Source organism: Psychrobacter glacincola, from assembly GCF_904846075.1.
Lineage (GTDB): Bacteria > Pseudomonadota > Gammaproteobacteria > Pseudomonadales > Moraxellaceae > Psychrobacter > Psychrobacter glacincola_C.
The window spans coordinates 1,328,650-1,346,968 of record NZ_CAJGZH010000001.1 but is presented as its reverse complement, the minus strand read 5'-3'; the positions used below and the strand labels follow the sequence as shown (position 1 = coordinate 1,346,968).

The window sequence follows — 18,319 nt, the reverse complement described above, 5'->3', positions numbered from 1 at the left end:
ATGCACCTGATGAAGTTAAGTAAGGCTTTTTTACGTAGTGCTGCCTATGAGCGACGGTTTTTGACCAAAAATCCGTGGGACTTTAGTATGGTAGTCTGGATACCACTGGCAACCGTCCTACTGATTTGGTGGATATTTTCACAAACACAGATTACGGATTTGCCCATTGGGGTGATAGACCAAGACAATAGCCCGATTGCCAATACCGCGGTACGCTATTTGGAAGCCAGCCCTACTCTAACGGTTAGACAACTTTATTACTCAGAGGCTGAGGCAAAAGCGGCTATTTTGCAGCGTGATATTTACGCTATTGTCATTATCCCTGAAGATTTTTCTCGGCATATTTTATCTGCTGAGCCTGCTCCATTAATTTTACAAGTAAATGCTCAGTACGGTACACATTCGGGCATTATCCAAACCAGCGTTCAAGCGGTCGCTGGGACGTTATCGGCAGGCGTTGAGATACAACGCTTGGTCAAACAAGGCATGGCACCGTCGCAAGCTGCGATTGCTTACTCACCGATTGGCATACAGCGTATCAGCCTGTTTAATGCAGCCACCGATTATCAGCAGTTTTTGGCTTCAACGGTCATACCCGCGCTGCTGCATATTTTAGCGATGGTGATCGGTGCAACGACGATTGGTCGTGAGCTGCGGGATAAACGACTCGGCCACTGGTATCGCTTTATCAGTACAGGTCATCCTAATTTGACACGAATCACACAAAACGAGTCAACATCAGGGCAAATATTAAATGCCGTAGAAAACAACCATAACATGAGCAAAAATGATCAAATCTCTGTCTCTAGTCATGCGAATGAAGATATGACGGAAAGTGCAAACGTTTTAGTATTATTGTTTGGTCTGTTAGGCAAATACTTTTGGCCTACATTGGCCTTTAGCATTTGGGCGATGTTGGCTCTATGGCTTGCCACGCCGCAAGAATCCGTTGCCATGAGCTCAGTGCTTGCAACTTATGCTGGTTTGATATTATTAATAATGCTATCGTTTTGGCTGGGTGCTATCTTTACCTTAGGCTCATTCTCATTACGCATGGGCTTGTCTGCTACTGGTTTTATTTCAGCACCTTCTTATGCCTTTGCTGGTGTGACCTTTCCTTATATTGCTATCAGTGACAGTGCTCGGCATTGGTCAGATGCACTGCCACTCACTCACTATCTAAAACTGCATATTGCACAATTACAGATGCAAGCGCCTGTTGCTGTGTCATTGCCGATCGTCTATGGTCTGGCTATTGCCACGACGATTGCGATGAGCTTGACTACTTTATTAACCAAACGCGCGCTGGCGCATCCTGAACGTTGGGGGGCGCGCTAATGTCATTACCACCAAAAGACCATTTATCTTCGACAACGTCAGATTCAACCAAGCAGTCTTCAACACCAAGTTTCTTAGGTAGTTTTTTACAGACCATTAAGGACATCTTTTCTGATAAAGGTGTGCTATTACTCTTACTGATTGCCCCTATTATTTATGGCTTCTTTTATCCTTGGCCGTATTCGACAGAAGTGGTCAACCATGTACCTGTTGGTATCATTGATAACGACAATAGTAATCTATCACGAACCATCGTTCGCTATGCGAGTGCCAGTCCGCAGTTAGACACTCAGCTTTTTCTCAACGAGCAGCAGGCTAAAGAGGCCATATGGTCAGATGAAATCGCTGGGTACATGGTCATTCCAAGTGGGCTTGAGCAGCAAGTACTATCGGGAAAAGCAGCGAGCGTCAGCGTATTGGGTAATGGCGGCTACTTTCTGTTAAATAAAAATGTACAAATGGGGTTTTTAAAAGCAGTCAGTACGGTATCAGCAGGGATTGAAGTCAAAAAAAATGTGGCACAAGGTGCTTATTCAGCAACAGCGGCTGCTAATACTCAAGCGGTACCATTAGTAATTATCCCTCTATACAATCAAACAGAAGGTTATGGCGCTTACGTGGTGCCAGCGGTCTCTATTCTAATTTTGCAACAAACCTTATTAATCGCCACAGCGATGCTGATTGGTACGTGGTATGAGCAGCGGCGACATGCGACGAGTATCCGTGGTTGGCTTGGGCGAATTGCTGCGCTCAGTATGTTTAGCTTCATTATTGGCTGCTTTTATTATGGTTGGACATTTGAGCTACACCACTATCCGCGCGGGCAAAACATGCTTGGCAGTTTACTGTTCCTTCTGTTATTTTGCCCAACCGTGGCGACACTTGGTTGCGTGCTTGGACTCTGGTTTCGCCAGCGCGAACGTAGTATGCAAATCCTAATTTTTAGCTCACTACCGATGTTTTTTGTCAGTGGTTATCCGTGGCCAGCAGATCAGCTGCCCACAGTTTTACAAATCATACGTTGGTTCGTACCCACGACACCGGGTATCAATACCTCCGTCCAGCTTAATCAAATGGGGGCTAGTATTTCCCAAGTTTCTACTGGATTTTATGCACTAGCCGCCTTATGGGTATTTTACTTTGCGCTACTTATGTGGGTGCGCTGGCATAACGCGAATAAAGCACTTAAAACAGTGTCCTAAAGCAAAAGACGATTGCATGTCATTAGCGCCTACCATCAATAAAAGCCAAATCAATAATCCTGAATCAAAAAAAAAGCGCCTGCTAACATAGCAGACGCTTTTTTATTTATAACGTTTTAAGATTCTATCACTTAAAAAACACGATTAAGACCATTTAGTGCCGCCACACGATAGGCTTCTGCCATCGTTGGATAGTTAAAAGTAGTATTCACAAAGTACTCAAGTGTATTATTACTCTTACACTTCATCACGGCTTGTCCAATATGGATAATCTCTGATGCATGGTTACCGTAGCAATGGATGCCTAAAATCTCCAACGTATCACGATGGAACAAAATCTTTAGTACGCCTGAGCGTTCACCAATGATTTGTGCACGTGCCAAATGCTTGAAGAATGCTTGACCCACTTCGTATGGGACTTTTTCGTCGGTTAGCTCTTGCTCAGTTTTACCAATACAAGAAATTTCAGGAATCGTATAGATACCAGTTGGCACGCTTGACACTGGTTCCGCATCGCTATCACCGACCATAAAGGCCGCCGCACAGCGTCCTTGGTCATAAGCGGCAGAAGCCAAAGATGGCCAACCAATCACATCGCCTGCCGCATAGATATTTTCGATTTCAGTACAATAGGTATCATCAACTTTTAATTGACCACGGCTGTTTGCTTTTAGACCAATCGCTTCTAAGTTTAAACCTTCCGTATTACCTGAGCGACCATTTGACCAAAGAATGGCATCAGATTTGATGCGCTTACCACTCTTTAGATGCAAGACGACATAATCGTCATGCGTTTCAAGATGATCAATCTCTTCATTACTACGAATCAATACGCCAAATTGTCTAAAGTCATGCGCGATAGCATCGCTAATCTCGCTATCGAGATAACTGAGCAATTGATTTTGGTTATTAATCAAATCAACCTTATAACCAAGACCCGAAAAGATAGAGGCATATTCACAACCAATCACGCCCGCACCATAGATGATAATTTTTTTGACCACATAATCCATTTGCAAAATTTTATCAGAATCAAAAACGCGCGGATGGTTAAAGTCTAAAATTTCAGGGCGATAAGGACGACTACCAACCGTTACGATGGCTTTATTAAAGGTAATGGTTTCAAAGACATTGTCATCGGTTTCAACACGCAAAGTATGAGCATCAATGAAACTTGCCCAACCTTGAATCACTTCAATGCGATTGCGTTCATAGAATCGGGTGTGCGTACTAACCTGATTGCGAATGACTTTTCGGGCATTGGCAAGCACTCTATTTAGAGGAACTTGCTTGTACTCCATCGCCTTGGTAAACATAGGATCACGGCGAAAGTTAATGAGGTTAAATACCGATTGGCGCAGTGCTTTACTTGGAATCGTACCCACATGGGTAGAGTTACCACCTACCTGATCACGTGGATCAATGACCACCACTTTTTTGCCAGATTTAGTCAATTTCATAGCCGCCGCTTCGCCAGCAGGACCTGCTCCTAAAACGACCGCATCATACTCATACTCGTGGTTATCGCCTTTTAAGCGACGTGAATCTTTTGTATAACCAGACTTGATATCGATTCGCGTATCATCGAGCGGATTAATAAGATCAGGATGGTGCATGACATCATCAGTGACCTGCTCATGGGTTTGTTCAATATTTTGTTTTTTATTTTTGCCTTCAGTATGTTCAGGATTCGGCACGCGACCGCTTTCTTTATTCGAGACTTCGGTATGAATGTCTTTACCAATATCATTGGTCGCGTCGCTTGGTTTTTTAGTTCCCATCGTGTCCTCTTTACATTTACTTATTTATTTAATTTTTAGACTGTGTGTGAATCAATAGGTGCTTGAGTCAAAATCACACGACTAAGGCGTGCCCACCATACGTTGTGACACAATATTTTGCAGTGTCCAATGCCCAGTCGCGCTTTTCTGTCCCTCGTCAATCTGCGGACGCGCACTAATCACATATTCTGTGCCAAGGCTTGGTTTAAAGTCATCAATCCAATCATAAGGTACCTGAAACACGCTGCCATCTTTGCTTGATTTGGCCAGTAAACACTGCATCGGTAATGCCGAGGCGCAGGCCACACGATTGGGCATAATTGTTAGCATTTGCGCTTCACCCAATACGATGGTTGGGATATAACGTGGCTCAGGCACTGGCTCACGTGAAAAAGGTGACGTTTGGCAAGCACTCAGTAAACTTACCGCACTCAGCAAGCTGGCCAATAATAAAGGGGTCTTGCTAGACTTATAAGATGAACTCATAGTATTCTCTATGTGATAATGAGATGGTATTAAATGATTATTAATAGTGATGCTTTAAATAATGGTTCTTTTTTGAGCAATCGTTATTGCTAAATAATTAATTGATTGATTGATTCAAGCCATTCATTGATAGCTTATATTTTATTAGCCGATACGGCGTTTGAGACCCGTCATCTGCAGGATGCGCGTAGCGATTTCTTCAACGGACATCTCAGAGACATCAAGGCTTGGAATACCATGCGTGATATAAATCCCTTGTATTGCCCGCTGCTCCTGCTGACATTGCTGATAGCTTGAATAACGACTGCCCGCACGGCGCTCTTGACGGATTTTCACCAAGCGATCGGTATCGATCAATAGACCGAACAGCTTGTCTTTGTGCTCGCGCAATGCTTTTGGTAATTGATTATCGTACAAGTCATCTTCGGTCAAAGGATAATTTGCTGCTCGAATACCGAACTGTAAGGCTAAGTATAAAGAAGTCGGTGTTTTGCCTGAACGCGATACGCCCACCAAAATAATATCGGCCGCATCGTAATGACGCGTACGCGCACCATCATCATTGTCTAAAGCGAAATGCACCGCATCGATACGTTCTTTATAAGTCTCAGAATCCACATCGTCGTGTGCATGACCCGAATGTCCGTCAGGCTCCACACCCGTTTCTTCAGCGACGCGACCTATCAAACCCTCATACATATCCAAGTTACAGCTTTGGGCAGAATTGATCTTTTCACGAATATCAGGGTTAACAATCGTATCAAAGACTAATGGCAACAGACCATCTCGTTGATACGCCATGTTGATTTGCTCAACGGCGTCTTCTGCACGCTCTAAGCTATCGACATATGGCAACACTCGTGTTTCAAAAGGTACTGAAGCAAACTGACTCAAGATAGCGCGGCCAAGCGTCTCCGCCGTAATCGCTGTGCCATCTGAGATAAAAAACGCGGTTCGAACGGCTTGAGAGCTGTCTAAGTTTAACGCGTTGCGATTTTGAATAGTGGGATTCAGTTGTTCAGCTGGATTACTTGAGTACATAACGTTGGCACCTCGATTGAAAACACAATGGTAATTTTCATTTGGCTTTTATTTTTGATCGGCTTTAGACTTGATTTTCAGACGTAATTTTCGTTTTGTATAAGCGCTAATATTACACATTTATATCAGGATAAACCGCTACTATTTATGCTCTACATTATACGCATAATAGCGACCTAATAGAAATCAATGTTACAGGCGTACACTTAGAAAGCCACAGTGCCCTTAATCTTATCATGCCGATTAATAACCATTATTGTGCTGACTGGTTATTCATACTAGCGCAGCATTACCTGCTATATATAAAGGCAAATACTATAAGAACATCCTAATACTCTTCTCTTATTTATTTTAAATCCTCTATTTATCAGCCGATTTATAGATATATCTTGATAATTAGAGTGGTCTTGACTCGCATTTTTACATCATCTCAAAAATAGAAAAATGAATAATCTTCTACTAATTATGTAGCAAAGCCCACAATTTGTATCTTTTTGACAAAAATATTGGTTCAACCCCTCGAAATTCTCCAAATATAGCGGTATAATTCACCGTTATAATCTTTACTAAATAACCTTATTTTCTGGAGTTATCATGGCAGCGCAATCTACAGCACTTGTAATCAATCTTGATCAGCTAGGAAAAGACGACATTGAAATGGTCGGCGGCAAGAACGCCTCATTAGGTGAAATGATCAGCCATTTGTCTGATTTGGGTGTTAGTGTTCCAGGCGGCTTTGCCACCACGTCAAATGCATTTAACCGCTTTTTGAATGAAACTGGCCTGCTTGACAAAATCAACAACGAACTAAAAACGCTAGATGTTGACGATGTCAAAAAACTTGCAGAAACGGGTAAAAAGATTCGTACTTGGATTATTGAGCAAGAGCTGCCAAGTGATCTTGAGCAAGAAGTACGTCAATCGTTTGAAACGATGAGCGGCGGCGAAGACATCGCGGTTGCTGTACGTTCTTCTGCGACTGCCGAAGATTTGCCAGATGCATCATTTGCGGGTCAGCAAGAGACTTTCTTGAACATTCGCGGTATTGATAACGTTCTGATTGCGATTAAAGAAGTATTTGCATCTCTTTATAACGACCGTGCCATCTCTTACCGTGTACACAAAGGTTTTGAGCATGAAGGCGTTGCCTTATCGGCTGCTGTACAGCGTATGGTTCGCTCAGAAACTGGCGCGGCGGGTGTGATGTTCACGCTAGATACCGAAAGCGGTTTTGATCAAGTGGTCTTTATCACCTCAAGCTATGGCCTAGGTGAAATGGTTGTACAGGGCGCGGTTAACCCAGATGAATTCTATATTTCTAAGCAATTACTAGCCAATGGCAAACCATCGGTGATTCGCCGTAACCTAGGCAGCAAGCATAAGAAAATGGTTTATGGTGATGAAGGTAGCACCACTAAATCAGTAAAAACCGTCGATGTTGAAAAGCAAGATCGTATGCAGTTCTCATTATCAACTGAAGAGCTAACTTCTCTTGCTAAACAAGCCGTGACGATCGAAAAGCATTACGGCCAAGCGATGGATATCGAGTGGGCAAAAGACGGCGATACCAACGAAATCTTCATCGTTCAGGCGCGTCCAGAAACCGTTAAGAGCCGCCAAGACAGCAATGTTATGGAACGTTATATCATCGACACGACTAATGCTAAAGTATTGTGTGAAGGTCGTTCAATCGGTCAGCGTATCGGTTCAGGTAAAGTCCGTATCGTTAGCAACTTAAATGAGATGGATAAAGTACAAGAAGGTGATGTACTGGTATCAGACATGACGGATCCGGATTGGGAACCTGTCATGAAGCGTGCTTCTGCTATCATTACTAACCGTGGTGGTCGTACTTGTCACGCAGCGATTATCGCTCGTGAGCTAGGTGTTCCAGCCATCGTTGGTTGTGGTAATGCCACTGAGCTATTGGTTGATGGTCAAGACGTCACTGCTTCTTGTGCCGAAGGTGATACTGGCTTCATTTATGAAAGCCAAATTGATTTTGAAGTACAGACCAACTCTGTTGAGTCTATGCCAGAGCTTGCCTTCAAAGTAATGATGAACGTTGGTAATCCAGATCGTGCCTTCTCATTCACGCAAATGCCAAACGAAGGTATTGGTCTTGCGCGTTTAGAATTCATCATCAACCGTATGATTGGTGTGCATCCAAAAGCACTACTGAACATGAACAGCTTACCACGCGAAATCGCCCAAGCCATCCAAGAGCGTATCGCTGGTTATGCCTCACCGGTTGATTTCTATGTTGATAAGTTGGTCGAAGGTATCTCAACGCTAGCCGTTGCCTTTATGGATCAGCCAGTTATCGTTCGTATGTCAGATTTTAAATCAAACGAATATGCTAACTTGCTTGGTGGTAAATTATACGAGCCATCAGAAGAAAACCCAATGCTTGGTTTCCGCGGTGCCAGTCGTTATGTGTCTGACAACTTCCGTGACTGCTTTGAGCTTGAGTGTAAAGCACTAAAACGCGTACGTGATGAGATGGGCTTGACCAACGTCGAGATTATGATTCCATTCGTTCGTACCGTTGGCGAAGCCAAAGAAGTCATCGAATTACTTGAGAAAAACGGTCTAAAACGTGGCGAAAACGGTTTACGCGTTATCATGATGTGTGAGCTACCAACCAACGCCCTATTGGCAGATGAATTCCTAGAGCATTTCGATGGTTTCTCAATCGGCTCTAACGACTTGACTCAGTTGACCCTTGGTCTTGACCGTGACTCAGGTATCGTCTCACATCTATTTGATGAGCGTGATCCTGCGGTTAAGAAACTATTGACCATGGCGATTGATGCGTGCCGTAAAGCAAACAAATATGTCGGCATCTGTGGTCAGGGTCCATCAGACCATCCAGATCTCGCGTTCTGGCTCATGGAGCAAGGTATCAGCTCAGTGTCATTGAACCCTGATTCTGTACTAGATACTTGGTTCTTCTTAGCTGGTGAAGAAGCGAAGTAAGCCGTAACGTTCAGTCACAGCAATAATTCACACAGTCATTAAAGAAACAATGATTAGGGTCTATTTGAAAAATATTAAATAGACCCTAATATTATGTATCATATATAGTGACTTAAGATATGACTAACTATGCAGGCAATTATGCAGATTTTCCTTGCTCGAAATAACGTACAAGCTGGTCCCTACAATTTGGAGCAGCTAAATATCATGTTGGCATCTGGTGAAGTACTGCTGGATGATTTGATGTGGCATGAAGGCTTAGACCAATGGCAGCGTGTCGGTAACTTGACCAATAATCAAACGGTTTATCGACCTACCAACCTTGGCAAGCCTCAGGTTAATGACTCTATTATCAATAATGTAACTGTTTTTCCTGAAGATAACGCTAGCAATAGCTCGGATAGCAAATCAGTTTCATTAGATAGATTGTATGGCAAGCCTGAACGTCCGAAAGACACGGATAAAAATGTGAAAGCTGACATGACCACCAATCGTCAGCAAACACCGCACAATAATGTGTCACTAAACAAGGCTAATAGCAATCAGGCTGCGTCTAGCAAAGACAAAGTCGTCGGCAATGTGGTACTTGCACCGATTATGTCGCGAGTATTAGCAACAGCCATCAATGGATTACTCTATCTACTGGCTATTTTTCCGCTAGTGATGGCATTGACAAAAATGGATGTGGATTATACCAAATTCCAAAATATCCAAGACATGGATGCGGCTTATCAGTATTCAATGACACTGATGGAGAGTCTTCCTAGTAGCACATTGATGATGTCGCAAGTGATGGTATTTGGCTTATTTGCGCTACAACTGGTATTTATCACACTGCGTGGTCAGTCACTCGGTAAGCTGATTACGGGTATTCGCGTGGTGGATCAAACCACTCATCGGCTGCCCTCTTTTACCAAGCTTATTGGTGTGCGTACTTTGTTATTGTTTATTATTTATAACTTATTGTTCTCGTTTACCAGCTTCTTAGGGTTCGTGATTATTGCTATTCATTATTACATGGCATCGAAAAGCCCTGAAAATATCGGTTGGCATGACAAGTTGGCCAAAACCTTAGTGGTAAAAGCAGATAGCAGTCAGTTAGTGAAAGAACCAAAAATAAAATAGCTTGTTTATTAACAATCCATCTTATTATTTTGATAAAAAAGCAGCGCGATATCGCTGCTTTTTTATGAACCGAGCATTTTTAATTATTGTTATAATTTATTAACGGTGGCTCAGTGATTAACCTTTGTGTTAGTTGCCGAGTACTGTTATAATACGGCGCTTTATAAACTAAGCTTATTTCTTATTATTTTTTATAATAATAGCTAGAAATCGGGCTTACCTTATAAATCTCCTTGCTATTAACATAGGGTTAATAGCTACTAATCCGTAAGGAGTCATAATGCGACATTACGAACTGGTGTTACTTGTACACCCAGACCAAAGCGACCAAGTGGTCGGCATGGTTGAGCGCTACATCAAGTTAGTTCAAGACAACAACGGTGTTATTCATCGTTTAGAAGATTGGGGCCGCCGTCAATTGGCATATCCAATCAACAAGATTCACAAAGCTCATTACGTTCTTTTCAACATTGAAACTGACGGTGAAACTTTAGCTGAACTTGAAGAATTATTCCGTTATAACGACGCGATCATTCGTAGTCTAGTTATGCGCCGTGACGACGCTGTCACTGAAGAGTCGCAGTTAGCCAAGAATGCCGATGAAAAACGCGCACGCAAAGCAACTACTCGTCGTCCAGACAGTCGTGAAAACGATAATGACGACAACGACAACAGTGAAGACTAATTAAAGGAGAATACTCATGGCACGTTTCTATCGCCGTCGCAAATTCTGCCGTTTCACTGCTGAAGGCATCACTCACATCGATTATAAAGATGTTGAATTGCTAAAACAGTACATCAGTGATAATGGTAAAATCGTACCAAGCCGCATTACCGGTACATCTACTAAATATCAGCGTCAACTAGCTACTGCTATCAAGCAAGCTCGTTATTTATCGCTACTTCCATACACTGATAACCATCAGGGTTAACCGTTAATTTTAACTAGGAATGACTCATGCAAATTATTTTGTTACAGCGTATCGTCAACCTTGGTAAACTCGGTGAAACTGTCGATGTGAAACCAGGTTACGGACGTAACTTTCTTATCCCTTTGGGTAAAGCACTACCTGCTACTGCAGCTAACATTGAAAAGTTCGAAGCACGTCGTGCCGAGCTTGAAGCTGAAGAAGCCAAAGAAGTAGCTGTTGCTCAAGAACGTGCTGATGCGCTAACTGACGTTAATGTCATCATGCGTGCTAAATCAGGCGACGAAGGCAAGCTATTCGGCTCTATCGGTACTCGCGATATTGCTGAAGCATTGACTAACTCAGGTCTAGAAGTAGACCGTGCTGAAATCAAGCTTCCTGAAGGCACTTTACGTCAAGTTGGCGAATACAATGTTGATATTCAGCTACATCATGACGTTACCGCTACTATTCTAGTTACCATTCTTTCTGAAGATGGCGACAACGAAGAGTCAGCAACAGAAGTTGAAGACGAGAACGAAGATTATTCAGAAGAGTAATTTTTTGAATATCTAGATCTAGTCTAAAAAAGCCAGTAACGTCATGTTGCTGGCTTTTTTGCGTTTTGCTATCGCGTTTAATTTAAGATTTTATCAGGTATCTTGAACAGTGATATATTCTAGCAACTATTTGTAATAAATAGCTTGGAAAGCCTATACTTAACAATAAGATACTACCTATAAAGTCATCTTTATTATTGTCACCTGACTTGATATGCTCGTTGTATTTGATTGATAGATTTTATTTAGATAACGATAGGCTGCAATGACATGATAAATACTGACGACAAATTACGATGTACCCAAGGCAATCACTTTTATAGCGAAGGTGAAATTTATAAGGTGGGTAGAATCGTTAATAATAAATACTTTCAAATCCTAACCGATAATGATGCAGACCACTGGTATGCAACACTGGATGATAGAGGCATTTATGTGAGCTTTGATTCAAACCTAGGATTAGCAGAAAACGAGAGAGCCTACTTTGAAAAAATCGATGAGCTACAAGCTGAAAGCTAGCAGCCTCCTAAATTATTCAAAAGCACTCAAAAGCATTCAAAATTTAAAAACGGTCAACATAATGGCCGTTTTTTAATTAAATATCAATACGATTACAGGATAGATATGCGACAGAGCGCGGCCACTCAGCGGCTGTTTTCGGCACTTCTTGGTCAGCAGCTATTATCTTGGCTGCATTTATCCAGCCTGTATGACCGATGACTAATACTGGGCTATCTTCTTGTTCAGCTGAAATCTTAACCAACCAACCTTCAACACGCTCAAATAGCTGCTGCAAGCTCTCTCCATGACTGGGGGCAAAATGTGCAAAATTATGACACCACTCATCAATCTCTTGCTTGGTGATTTGCGCCCACCGACATCCATCCCATTCGCCAAAATGAATCTCAGCCAATTCAGGTGCGACTCGACACTCAAAACCACGTTGCGCTAATATTTGCCCGACTTTTAGTGAACGTTGTAAGGGGCTGACCCAAATTGTTTTTGGCAATTGATGCAAACGCACAAAGCGCTCGATTTTATTGGCAAGACGTTTCAACTTACGTTTATCGACGCCGACATCCGTTTGTCCAATACAAATTCCTTCAGTATTCATCGGTTTGGGATGACGCCAAATATGAAAAATCATTTGCTGTTACTATCCTATTTTGAGCATCATTTTTATATCAGATAAACGGTATAGAAGCAGCCAGTCCGATATAAATAGCAATTTCACTAAGCTGCTGCGTCGCGCCGAGCCCATCGCCCGTGTAACCATCCAAGCGCCTGCGCAATAAACGTCGCATGTAGTCAGTGGCTATCAGCGCCAATATAAATGCTAACAACCATTGAGCAAGCCCAATCTGCTGCATCGTATTGGGAAATATAAGGGCGACTAAAATAATAGCCAATATTAGCCAGCCACTGCTATATAGCCCTTGTATTGGCGTCAACTGCTGCGCCATCGGTTTGGCTTTTGCGTGTTCTATCTCTCCACCATAAGGCAGTAAAGACAGCAGGCTAATGCAAAGTAAACGCGACGCGGTATGTCCTATGATAAGCGCGATGACAGCTATCGGTATGGGCATCGAGGCAAGTAAGCTAATTTTGAGTAATAACGCCGATACCAAACCTAATACACCATAAGTACCTAGGCGTGAGTCTTTCATAATAGTCAGTGTGCGCTCGCGAGTCAGACCACCGCCGAGACCGTCACAGCTATCCGCCAGACCATCTTCATGAAAAGCGCCAGTGAGCTTAATTCCAAAAGCTGTGCTCAGCACTGCAGCAACCAGCGGCGTAAATAACAGATTGCCCAGCCAAAACACGCCAGCACAGAGTAAGCCCACCAGTAAACCGACTGCGGGGAAATGGCGACTGCTCTGATGCAACCATTGCGGATCATAATGCTTAAATGGTGGTACTGATAATCTCGTTAAAAATTGAACGGCGACCAGTAACAATATCCATTCATGCTTTATCAATTGAACAAGGGTTCGTCTAGGCAAAGACGGTTTTGATGGCTCTAGCTGATTTGATTGTTTGTTTAATGGTTGTGACATCAGTTGTTTTGCTCACTGATACCGGCGTCACTAAAACTTGCCATCTCATTGATAATGGCGCAAGCGGATTGCAACAATGGATACGCGAGCGCAGCCCCGCTACCCTCGCCTAAGCGCATGCCCATATTAAGTAAAGGCTCAGCATTTAGTGATTTCAATAAATGCGCGTGCCCCGGCTCAACAGAATGATGAGCAAAAATCGCGTATTGAGCAACACCGGGCGCTAGGCGTTCAGCCACCAATAATGCGCTACTGGCAATAAAACCGTCAATCAGGAGAATACGCCGTTCACTAGCAGCCCGAATCAGCGCGCCTGCCATCATAGCAATCTCAAGCCCGCCCAATGCAGCGAGTACATCAAACGGTGCTTGTGCCTGTTGATGACGCTCTAATACTTGCGTCAAAATATCCGTCTTATGCTCTAATCCTGAATCGTCAAGACCGGTACCACGTCCAATACAATCAGCAAGTGGTACATCACCCAATCTCGCCAGCAAGAGACTCGCCGCCGAAGTATTACCAATACCCATCTCCCCAACAATCAACAGATTACCCGCTAGATTCTTGACGACTTTCATGCCGTTTTCTAGCGCTGCTAAACACTCTATTTCTGTCATTGCAGGCTCTGTTAGCGCGTCTCGGCTACCATGGCGAACCTTGTAATCTAGCAATTTTGGATGAGGAGCAAAGTCGGCATCCACCCCAGCGTCAACAACCTTTAACTCAATATTATGCTGGCGTGCCAGTACGTTGATGGCGGCACCGCCTTGCAAAAAATTATGAACCATTTGCGCAGTGACAGCACTAGGAAACGCTGATGTACCATGCTTAGTCAAACCATGGTCTGCCGCAAACACTCGTATTTGCGCTTGCTCAATATGCGGTGTGATCGTTCCTTGAATCATGCCCAACTGCACAGCGAGTGCCTCTATTCGCCCAAGCGCGCCCAGCGGCTTGGTTTTTAGGTCTATAATCTGCTGTAGCTGCAGACGTAATTCATCATTTTCTATATTGGCGATAGTAGGCGCAGTAAATATGGTCAAGGTAGGCATCCTGATAATGGTACGTGTGAAGCAAAAAGCACATACTAGCAGAGTATCTAAGCTTTACCATGAATAAAATCAAATATGAGCCGAATAGATTCCCTAGCAGCTTGGATTTACTATAGAATATGCCCCTTTAAAAATCCATATACCTATTGATGCTGCTATTAATGAAATAATAGCTCAGTAGCAGCATCCACAATTATCGCTATCAACCCTACATGTAGAGACAGTAATGATCGTATTTTGGCTTGTGCTGACCATTCTTTTTATTATTTTTGCCACAGCAAAGTTAAAGTGGCATCCTTTTTTAGTATTGATATTATCAGCCTTTTTAGTAGCGCTATTTTACCAAGTGCCGCTTAATACCGTTGCTAAAACCATCTCTGATGGCTTTGGCGGTATTTTAGGTTACATCGGTCTGGTTATTGTCTTTGGTACTATCATCGGGCTAATCCTTGAAAAAACAGGTGCCGCCATTGTAATGGCAGAAACGGTCATCAAAGTTTTGGGACCACGCTTCCCTACTTTGACCATGTCTATTGTTGGTGCTGTGGTTTCAGTGCCAGTATTCTGTGACTCTGGCTATATTATTTTAAACTCATTAAAAGAAACATTGGCCGAGCGTTTACACGTATCCAGTGTGGCGATGAGCATTGCCTTAGCGACAGGCTTATACGCAACCCATACCTTTGTACCACCAACCCCAGGTCCAATTGCCGCAGCAGGTAACTTAGGGCTAGAATCCAATTTAGGCTTGGTTATTATGGTCGGTGTGGTGGTGACAGCGGTTGCTGTACTGGCTGGCTGGTGGTGGTCTAATCGCTTCTTGAATGTCGCTCCCGACAATATCGATGCACTGGATGCGCCAGCAGCGACTTTGCCTGAAAACATGAAGTCACGCGACGACTATAGCAGCATGCCATCCGCAACAATGGCGTTTTTGCCTATTATTGTCCCTATCGTATTGATTTGCTTATCGTCTGTTGCGAACTTCCCAAGTGCGCCATTTGGCAGTGGCACGTTGACAGATATTTTAGTGTTTATCGGCAATCCACTCACGGCATTACTGATTGGTTTATTCTTGTCTTTCTTACTAATTAACACTGAGCAAAAAACACAGCAAATTAGCGACAGCATCTCTCAAGGTTTGGTTGTGGCAGCCCCTATCCTATTGATTACTGGCGCAGGTGGTGCATTTGGTGCCATGCTAAAGGTCACACCGATTGGTGACTATTTGGGCACGACATTGTCTGCGTTGGGGCTTGGTATCTTTATGCCATTCATTGTCTCTGCTGCGTTAAAAACGGCACAAGGCTCGACCACAGTCGCCTTGGTCACCACCTCTGCGATGATCGCGCCGTTATTGGATCAAATTAGTCTCGACAGTGAGCTTGGTCGCGTATTCTGTGTGATGGCCATTGGTGCAGGTGCCATGACTATCTCGCACGCCAATGACAGCTTTTTTTGGATTGTCAGTCAGTTTAGTCGTATGAGTGTGGCGCAGGCTTACAAAGCCCATTCTATGGCAACGGGTATTCAAGGCGTGACCAGCATCGTATTTATCTGGCTATTAACCTTGGTATTTATTTAAAGAGATTCAAAGAGACATTCATGAAAATTTTAATTGCTCCCGACTCATTTAAAGAAAGCTTAGACGCACTGGATGTTTGCCACGCCATTCAATCTGGCTTCCGCCAAGTGTTTCCAGAGGCTGATTATAAGCTATTGCCGATGGCTGATGGCGGCGAAGGCACCTCTGCGGTATTGTCTTATATATTGGGTGGACGCTGGAAAGAAGTGGTGGTCAATGATCCACTGATGAGACCGATAACGGCAAAGTATTTATTATTGCCCGACGCTACGGCTGTCATCGAAGTTGCTCAAGCTTGCGGGTTACATCTACTGACAAGCGATGAACGCAATCCTGTCATTGCTAGTAGTTACGGTGTCGGCGAGCTGATTGCTGATGCGTTAGAAGAAGGGGCTAAACGCATCGTGATTGGTCTAGGTGGTAGCGCAACCAATGATGCAGGTCTTGGCATGCTAATGGCATTAGGCATCACATTTCACGATATCAATGACACTCTACTCACTCATGGTGGTGGCGCACTTGCCAGCCTACATAAGCTTGATAATATAAATCTTCATGCAAAGATATTAGACACAGTATTTGAAGTCGCTTGTGATGTGACCAATCCATTATGTGGTCTTTTGGGTGCGAGCGCAGTATTTGGTCCACAAAAAGGCGCTTGTCCAGAGCAAGTCAAAGCCTTAGACAAAGCACTCAGTCACTTTGCCACCATGTGTGGTCATCACGGTTATGAGGACTGCCAACATGCCGAAGGCGCTGGAGCAGCTGGTGGTCTTGGCTACGCGATGATGACGTTCTTTCAAGCTCAGCTAAAATCAGGCTTTGACACAGTTGCTGAGGTGGCTCATTTGTCGAAGCATATCGCAGAGGCTGATCTCGTTATCACTGGCGAAGGTAAGCTTGATGCGCAGACAGCCATGGGTAAAGTGGCAGGTGGTATCAGTCAGCTTGCCAAAGCCAGCCATACGCCAGTCATTGCTATTTGTGGTAGTGTTGACGGACTCAAACCTGCGCAAACCAGCCAGTTCGAGGTCATCATGCCCAGTATTCAAAAAGTAGATACCATTGAAAACGTACTGAGTCAGGCTTATGAAAATATTGAAACCACGGCTGTAAATATCGCTGCAAGTATCAAACTTGGGCAAAACTTGAAATAACGATAGTCTATTAAATAAGAGACTTCTATTAAATGCACAGCTATTTAACCTTTGATAGCTGTGCATTTATCATTCATTCTCAAAATATCTATAGCCATTTCGTTACTTCATCAATGACAGTATGCATTCTATTAGAGAGTGCATGCTGTCGTCTTACTGCAAGATATAGCGTCTCGCTAACGGCAACAGGCAGATGATGGTTTTTAATAAGCTCAGGCTTTTGATAAGCAGCCACTGCATGTGCAGGTAGCACGGTAAAGCCTATACCCCTACTCACTGGCTCTAAGATTAATCCTATCTGATTCGAAAAGCCTTTTTTCTCAAAATCATTGATGTGCTGGAATCCAGGATAATTAGCGCTTAGCAGCATACCTGCATGATGTGCACCATCTGGATGATCAATAAAACCAAGCTCGGTGAGATGCTCCCAGCTCGGCTCCACCGTAGTTGCAGGTGTTACTAATATTAGCGCTTCTTGAGCCATAGACTTACAACTGACTGTCTCCTCATCTGAGACATCCGTCATAAAACCAATGTCAATCTCATGATTGGCAAGCGCCTTCTCTATATCAGAATTTGGAGCAAAGCGATAATCAATCACTAGCTTTGGATGCTGCTGTTGTAAGGTCAAAAGCTGCGGATATAGCTTGAGTCCCACACTACCAGGCGACATCAAACGTACCAACCCTTCATAATGAGGATCTTCACCGATGCGCTGCTCCAGATTTGATAAGCGCTGCAATATCTCCCCTGCTTCTTTATAGAGCTGTTCACCTGCATTGGTCAGTGAAAACTGCTTTCCTTGACGAATCAGTAAGTCTGTGTCCAACTGATCTTCTAGCTTACGTATATGCTGACTCACGCCAGATTGGGTCATGTGTAAGCGTTCAGCCGTACGAGTAAAGTGCCCGAACTCGGCAAGCGCACAAAAAGTGCGCAACCATGTGATATTTATCATTACGATACATAATTATTTATATAATATTTGATAATTTTACATAATAATCGTATGTTTGTATACTGGCCTCACGTTAAATAAGAGTAC

17 protein-coding genes are annotated in these 18,319 nt (G+C 43.4%); 10 read left to right on the top strand and 7 right to left on the bottom strand.

The annotated features are described in order from the left end of the window. Both JMW85_RS05745 and JMW85_RS05740 read left to right on the top strand, forming a co-directional pair. A complete protein-coding gene (locus JMW85_RS05745; RefSeq protein WP_201559775.1) occupies nucleotides 1-1,338 on the top strand; it encodes an ABC transporter permease in 1,338 nt (445 codons plus the stop codon). Continuing rightward, nucleotides 1,338-2,540 (top strand): ABC transporter permease, encoded by a 1,203-nt coding sequence (locus JMW85_RS05740; protein WP_201559774.1) that lies wholly within the window; start codon nucleotides 1,338-1,340, stop codon nucleotides 2,538-2,540. Before JMW85_RS05745 ends, JMW85_RS05740 begins: the two co-directional genes overlap by 1 nt. Before the next feature lie 131 nt (nucleotides 2,541-2,671). On the opposite strand, the gene sthA is transcribed toward JMW85_RS05740, so the two are convergent. The 3 genes from sthA to ppsR form a co-directional block, all read right to left on the bottom strand. Continuing rightward, a complete protein-coding gene (gene sthA, locus JMW85_RS05735; protein WP_227681675.1) occupies nucleotides 2,672-4,321 on the bottom strand; it encodes a Si-specific NAD(P)(+) transhydrogenase in 1,650 nt (549 codons plus the stop codon). A gap of 81 nt (nucleotides 4,322-4,402) precedes the next feature. Continuing rightward, complete coding sequence (locus JMW85_RS05730) at nucleotides 4,403-4,807, bottom strand: DUF4377 domain-containing protein (RefSeq protein ID WP_201559773.1); 405 nt, start codon at nucleotides 4,805-4,807, stop codon at nucleotides 4,403-4,405. Nucleotides 4,808-4,951: 144 nt separating this feature from the next. Further along, a complete protein-coding gene (gene ppsR, locus JMW85_RS05725) occupies nucleotides 4,952-5,848 on the bottom strand; it encodes a posphoenolpyruvate synthetase regulatory kinase/phosphorylase PpsR (RefSeq protein WP_045446910.1) in 897 nt (298 codons plus the stop codon). A 594-nt stretch (nucleotides 5,849-6,442) separates the two neighbouring features. Here ppsR and ppsA point away from each other — a divergent pair. The 6 genes from ppsA to JMW85_RS05695 all read left to right on the top strand — a co-directional run bounded on the left by ppsA (nucleotide 6,443) and on the right by JMW85_RS05695 (nucleotide 11,939). Continuing rightward, a complete protein-coding gene (ppsA, locus tag JMW85_RS05720) occupies nucleotides 6,443-8,827 on the top strand; it encodes a phosphoenolpyruvate synthase (protein WP_201559772.1) in 2,385 nt (794 codons plus the stop codon). A 129-nt stretch (nucleotides 8,828-8,956) separates the two neighbouring features. Next, nucleotides 8,957-9,952: an RDD family protein gene (locus JMW85_RS05715; protein WP_201559771.1), complete on the top strand. Its 996-nt coding sequence runs from the start codon at nucleotides 8,957-8,959 to the stop codon at nucleotides 9,950-9,952. A gap of 280 nt (nucleotides 9,953-10,232) precedes the next feature. Next, entirely contained in the window at nucleotides 10,233-10,637 is a 405-nt protein-coding gene (rpsF, locus tag JMW85_RS05710; RefSeq protein WP_045446907.1) for a 30S ribosomal protein S6, read from the top strand. Between the two features lie 16 nt (nucleotides 10,638-10,653). Further along, nucleotides 10,654-10,884 (top strand): 30S ribosomal protein S18, encoded by a 231-nt coding sequence (gene rpsR / locus JMW85_RS05705; RefSeq protein ID WP_010198808.1) that lies wholly within the window; start codon nucleotides 10,654-10,656, stop codon nucleotides 10,882-10,884. A 26-nt stretch (nucleotides 10,885-10,910) separates the two neighbouring features. Beyond that, nucleotides 10,911-11,420 carry a 50S ribosomal protein L9 gene (rplI, locus tag JMW85_RS05700; RefSeq protein ID WP_045446903.1) on the top strand — a complete coding sequence of 170 codons (510 nt, stop codon included), beginning with the start codon at nucleotides 10,911-10,913 and terminating at the stop codon, nucleotides 11,418-11,420. 270 nt (nucleotides 11,421-11,690) lie between these two features. Next, entirely contained in the window at nucleotides 11,691-11,939 is a 249-nt protein-coding gene (locus tag JMW85_RS05695) for a hypothetical protein (protein WP_055124252.1), read from the top strand. A gap of 76 nt (nucleotides 11,940-12,015) precedes the next feature. Here JMW85_RS05695 and JMW85_RS05690 read toward each other — a convergent pair whose 3' ends face one another. The 3 genes from JMW85_RS05690 to cobT are packed head-to-tail and all read right to left on the bottom strand — an operon-like array spanning nucleotide 12,016 to nucleotide 14,532. After that, the gene (locus JMW85_RS05690; RefSeq protein ID WP_055124253.1) at nucleotides 12,016-12,567 is read right to left on the bottom strand and encodes a histidine phosphatase family protein; all 552 of its coding nucleotides are present in this window, start codon (nucleotides 12,565-12,567) and stop codon (nucleotides 12,016-12,018) included. Nucleotides 12,568-12,604: 37 nt separating this feature from the next. Then, nucleotides 12,605-13,480, bottom strand: coding sequence for an adenosylcobinamide-GDP ribazoletransferase (locus JMW85_RS05685; protein WP_201581174.1), 876 nt, complete (start codon nucleotides 13,478-13,480; stop codon nucleotides 12,605-12,607). Further along, nucleotides 13,480-14,532, bottom strand: coding sequence for a nicotinate-nucleotide--dimethylbenzimidazole phosphoribosyltransferase (gene cobT / locus JMW85_RS05680; protein WP_055124255.1), 1,053 nt, complete (start codon nucleotides 14,530-14,532; stop codon nucleotides 13,480-13,482). Before cobT ends, JMW85_RS05685 begins: the two co-directional genes overlap by 1 nt. 226 nt (nucleotides 14,533-14,758) lie before the next feature. On the opposite strand from cobT, the gene JMW85_RS05675 reads away from it, so the two are divergent. Further along, nucleotides 14,759-16,117 carry a GntP family permease gene (locus JMW85_RS05675; RefSeq protein WP_201581172.1) on the top strand — a complete coding sequence of 453 codons (1,359 nt, stop codon included), beginning with the start codon at nucleotides 14,759-14,761 and terminating at the stop codon, nucleotides 16,115-16,117. Nucleotides 16,118-16,137: 20 nt separating this feature from the next. Next, on the top strand, nucleotides 16,138-17,274 hold the full coding sequence (locus JMW85_RS05670) for a glycerate kinase (RefSeq protein WP_201581171.1): 1,137 nt from the start codon (nucleotides 16,138-16,140) through the stop codon (nucleotides 17,272-17,274). A gap of 88 nt (nucleotides 17,275-17,362) precedes the next feature. Here JMW85_RS05670 and JMW85_RS05665 read toward each other — a convergent pair whose 3' ends face one another. Then, nucleotides 17,363-18,232, bottom strand: coding sequence for a LysR family transcriptional regulator (locus JMW85_RS05665; protein WP_201559766.1), 870 nt, complete (start codon nucleotides 18,230-18,232; stop codon nucleotides 17,363-17,365). Nucleotides 18,233-18,319: the final 87 nt, after the last annotated feature.